Source organism: Brevibacterium antiquum CNRZ 918 (genome assembly GCF_900169145.1).
GTDB lineage: Bacteria > Actinomycetota > Actinomycetes > Actinomycetales > Brevibacteriaceae > Brevibacterium > Brevibacterium koreense.
This window is the reverse complement of sequence record NZ_FXZD01000032.1, coordinates 1-3652: the sequence shown is the minus strand read 5'-3', so window position 1 is coordinate 3652 and position 3652 is coordinate 1. Positions and strand designations below refer to the sequence as shown.

Below are 3652 nucleotides of genomic sequence, written 5' to 3'. Positions count from 1 at the left end.
ACGCTACGGGCGGCGGTAAATACTCTGGCCGAACAAATCCGCAGCCACGAAGAACAGCTACGCCGCCTGCGCGACTGACTTCATTAACCGGCCAAAACACCAAACTGACGTTGATTAGCCGGATAATGTTGGGACAACGCGATGTCGGAGTCGTTTTGGTCGTCGTTGAAGTCGGAGTTCTTCGATCGTCGGGTGTGGCAGACGCGGACCGAGGTCAAGCGCGAGGTCGCCCGGTGGATCGAGATTGTCTATAACCGGCGACGGTTGCATTCCGCGTTAGGGATGGTGCCGCCGGTGGAGTTCGAAGGTAATCTTCTGGCTGGTCGGCAGGCTGGTCAGGTGGAGAAGGAAGCGTCTACGCAGGCTGCGTGACGTAGCACACGTGTCCACGACTTGCGGGGAACCTCACGAAGTGCCTCGCGTTTCGTGACGAAAGACGCGATCGTAGGTCTGTGCAACGGACAGGTATGGGAAGACGAGTGGGACGATGCTAAGAGTGAAGACTGGAGGCAAGGACGCACTGGAGACTCAGACTGTATTGTTGTCTTCCCTGCCAGCTTAGATACCGTAATGCGACTGGCACAGGGACGCAGCGACTCGCCAGCTTTGATGATGATGCAGGTCACCCATCTGCCGATCATCCTGTGCGAAGCTTTACCCGTGATCAACTCTGTCATCGAGCATTGGCGAAATATTTTACTTGAACGGCCGAATGTGACTACCGCTCCGCCCGTCGTCGGGACCAAGGCCACGGACCGCGACTCTCAAGAGACTGGATTCAACCTCCCGGGTGCCATTGAAATGGCAAACGAGCTTATTAGCGCAACACGTGAAGGTGACTGCGGTGAATGAAGTCAACGTCCGGCTACTTGCACCTCTTCATAGTCATGGTTTGCTTCAGCACGTTGGTTCGTACCCAGTGGGACACATTTTGTCACAACGAAACATTCAGGATGGTGGAACAGTCGCTTTATGATCGAACTCAATAACGTCAGTGTGTTTGCGGGCGAGGTGCCTCTGTTGAGACCCACCACAGTCTCAGTATCACAAGCAGAGGCTCTGGTGATTCGTGGTCACAACGGTTCTGGTAAGTCAACGTTGCTTCGTTTACTCGCAGGAGCCCTGCCTCCTACAGATGGTGAGGTTTTGATCAATGGCAGCGTGCCGGATACGAGAAGTCGAGCTTTTCGCCGCACGGTCGCTGCCATGATCGGCCTTCCCCCGATGTCCTCGGACCTCACTGTCCGCGACCATGTCGCACTTGTGTCGACCACGTGGTTCCCGCGGTCTGCAGATGCTGACGATGTTGCATCCAGCGTCCTCGACAAGCTCGGACTATCACAACTCTCCTTGCGTTTTCCTCATGAACTTTCGTCCGGACAACTCCAATTGTTCGGACTGAGTCTTGTGCTTGCGCGACCGTTCGACGTTCTGATCGTCGATGAACCCGAGCAACGACTTGATGATGAGCGCTTGGGTATTGTGTCTCATGTTCTTCAGGCACTGAGAAACGATGGCGTCACCGTTGTGGTGGCCACGCACAGCTCTCATCTGGCTGATGACCTGGGAGACCGTGTCCTCAGTCTGGATGTAACGACGTGAGGTCGCAGTACTCCGCGGCGATGTCGATCTGGAGAAACAGGACGGTTGACAGCGACCACCCCGAACCTCGGCGCGACGTGGGGTTCATTATCTACGCTGTGATTCTGCTGTCTGTTATTTGTCTAGTACCAATAATTCGCCTTTTATTCTTATCCCTGGTTTCACCTTCTGCCAGTTCAGTTCTCGCTTCACCAGTGGCAGAACGAACGGCGTTCGCAGTTGCTGTGATTGTTTGCGTGACAGCTCTTTGGGGTGGCCGGTTTCAGGGCCCCGCGACCTTGCCCCCGTTTCTCACATATGCTCTGGCCGGTAGTGATATTCCTCGACTCTTAACGTATCGGCGTCCGCTTTTAATCGCGGCGTCGTGGGTGTTGGGGATGTTGACAGCGGCGTCTATTCTGGTCGCCGCCAGTATGTGGACGACTGACATCATCTTTGCCCTGGACGCGGCGCTGGTCGTGGTGTCTTGGATCTGCACGGCCACCGTCGTCTTTTGTCTTTGGGTCACGAGCCAAACTTTTCCGCGAGCTTCCGCTGTGTCCGCCATTGCATTACTGGTGGTGGGCGGTTGTGTTCTGTTCGTCCCTGGCCTGTGGCAGGAATGGCCGGCCGAAATTTTGTCCAGTCGCCCAGGAACGGTCACCGCGTTGATAACTTGGGCAGCGCTTGCTGTGGTCGGAGTATGTTGCTTACCTCGCATGCTTGAGACTCAGCGATTTGATGATCTGCTCAAACGCTCTATCCGCTTGGCGCAGGCACAAGCGCAGGTGTTTATCATGGAGTTTGGCCAGGCTTCCTCAATCTATCGGGAGCCTCCACGGTTGCTTCGGAGACTGAAAGCGGTGCGGCCGTCGCGACACGTCTGGATCACCATCGCCAGAAGTGATTTGTACGCGTCACCGAGAAGTCCCATCCGACTATTGACCAGCCTTGTGTGCGTCTTAGGTGCCGGCTTGCTCGTGGGGTTGGGGTCGTCGCTGGGACCTTTAGCTGCTCTACTCGGACTCGGTGCCGGGGCGTTGAGCTATATGGGCGTAGGCCCCCTTGCCGATGGCCTTCGGCATGGTGCTGCTCAGGTCTCGGATCTTCCTCTGTACGGTATCAGTGATCGTTTTCTCATTAGTGTTCATGCGATCTTTCCGATCGTGGTCAGTGGTGTCGTCACCACGATCGGTGGTCTGATCGGTGTGCAGCTGACTAGCGGATCGATTCTTCAGGTATTAGTGTCATCGGTCGGTTTGTCAGTCCTGACAGTTGCTTCCATACTCATGAGCGCATTGAAAGGTCCGATGCCGGTCCAATTCCTCACGTCGGTTCCTTCGCCGATGGGAGATCCGATGGTGCTGACGAGAGCGATGTGGGCCCTCGACGGTTTACTTACAGCTATAGCTGCAGGTATGGCTGTGGCAGCGCTGCCGACGGCTCCTGCTCTGACGGTCGTAGTCGCAGGCATTCCCTTGGTCCTCATTTTGCGTCGATGGCGCTATCGCGGTTAATGTCCCAGATCTAGCGTCGCATGAATGGTTGCTGGCCTCCTTAAATCGTGACTTCAATGCGCCGTGGACCCGTGCGAGGAAAACTCAACGCATGTCAAGCACCGGGTTTCGTAGAGGCTCCTTTTCTTGGTTTCCTAAGCAGCCGCGGGTTCAATCGCGGACTGGTTGATCCATTCCGAATGGACCTCGAACGGCGGGCGGTAGTCAATCGCTGAGTGCAACCGTGTCTGGTTGTACCAGGCCACCCACTTCGACGTCTCCGCCATCACCTCGATCAACCCCGACCACACCTTCCGGTCAATCAACTCTGCCTTGTAGACCGAGTTCAGAGCCTCGGCCATGGCATTGTCGTACGAGTCTCCACGTGACCCCACCGACGCCACGACCTCGGATTCCGCCAGGGTCTCGCCGTAGCGAATCGATCGGAATTGGGCGGATTCAACTGGTCGTTGCAACACCTTGAGAGAAAGGACGACCATGGGACGACCAGCAGGGTGGCTGAAGGGGCTGACAGGCAGGAACCCGATGATCTCACCAGGAGCCCCGAAGAGCAG

The 3652-nt window shown here is 56.2% G+C and carries 4 protein-coding genes and 1 pseudogene; 4 read left to right on the top strand and 1 reads right to left on the bottom strand.

The window, feature by feature from the left end:
• Window positions 1–126 precede the first annotated feature (126 nt).
• The 4 genes and pseudogenes from BANT918_RS17025 to BANT918_RS17010 all read left to right on the top strand — a co-directional run.
• Window positions 127–372, top strand: a pseudogene (locus BANT918_RS17025) (integrase core domain-containing protein); the annotation flags it as partial.
• A gap of 21 nt (window positions 373–393) precedes the next feature.
• Entirely contained in the window at window positions 394–852 is a 459-nt protein-coding gene (locus BANT918_RS17020; protein WP_145997019.1) for a CypD family RiPP peptide-cysteine decarboxylase, read from the top strand.
• A gap of 120 nt (window positions 853–972) precedes the next feature.
• On the top strand, window positions 973–1602 hold the full coding sequence (locus tag BANT918_RS17015) for an ABC transporter ATP-binding protein (RefSeq protein WP_101621248.1): 630 nt from the start codon (window positions 973–975) through the stop codon (window positions 1600–1602).
• Window positions 1603–1622: 20 nt separating this feature from the next.
• Window positions 1623–3098, top strand: a complete 1476-nt coding sequence (locus BANT918_RS17010; protein WP_145997018.1) for a hypothetical protein — start codon at window positions 1623–1625, stop codon at window positions 3096–3098.
• 134 nt (window positions 3099–3232) lie between these two features.
• Here the strand turns inward: BANT918_RS17010 and BANT918_RS17965 are convergent.
• Window positions 3233–3652 (bottom strand): integrase core domain-containing protein (locus BANT918_RS17965; protein WP_145997017.1); only part of this gene is annotated, 420 nt, incomplete at its 5' end.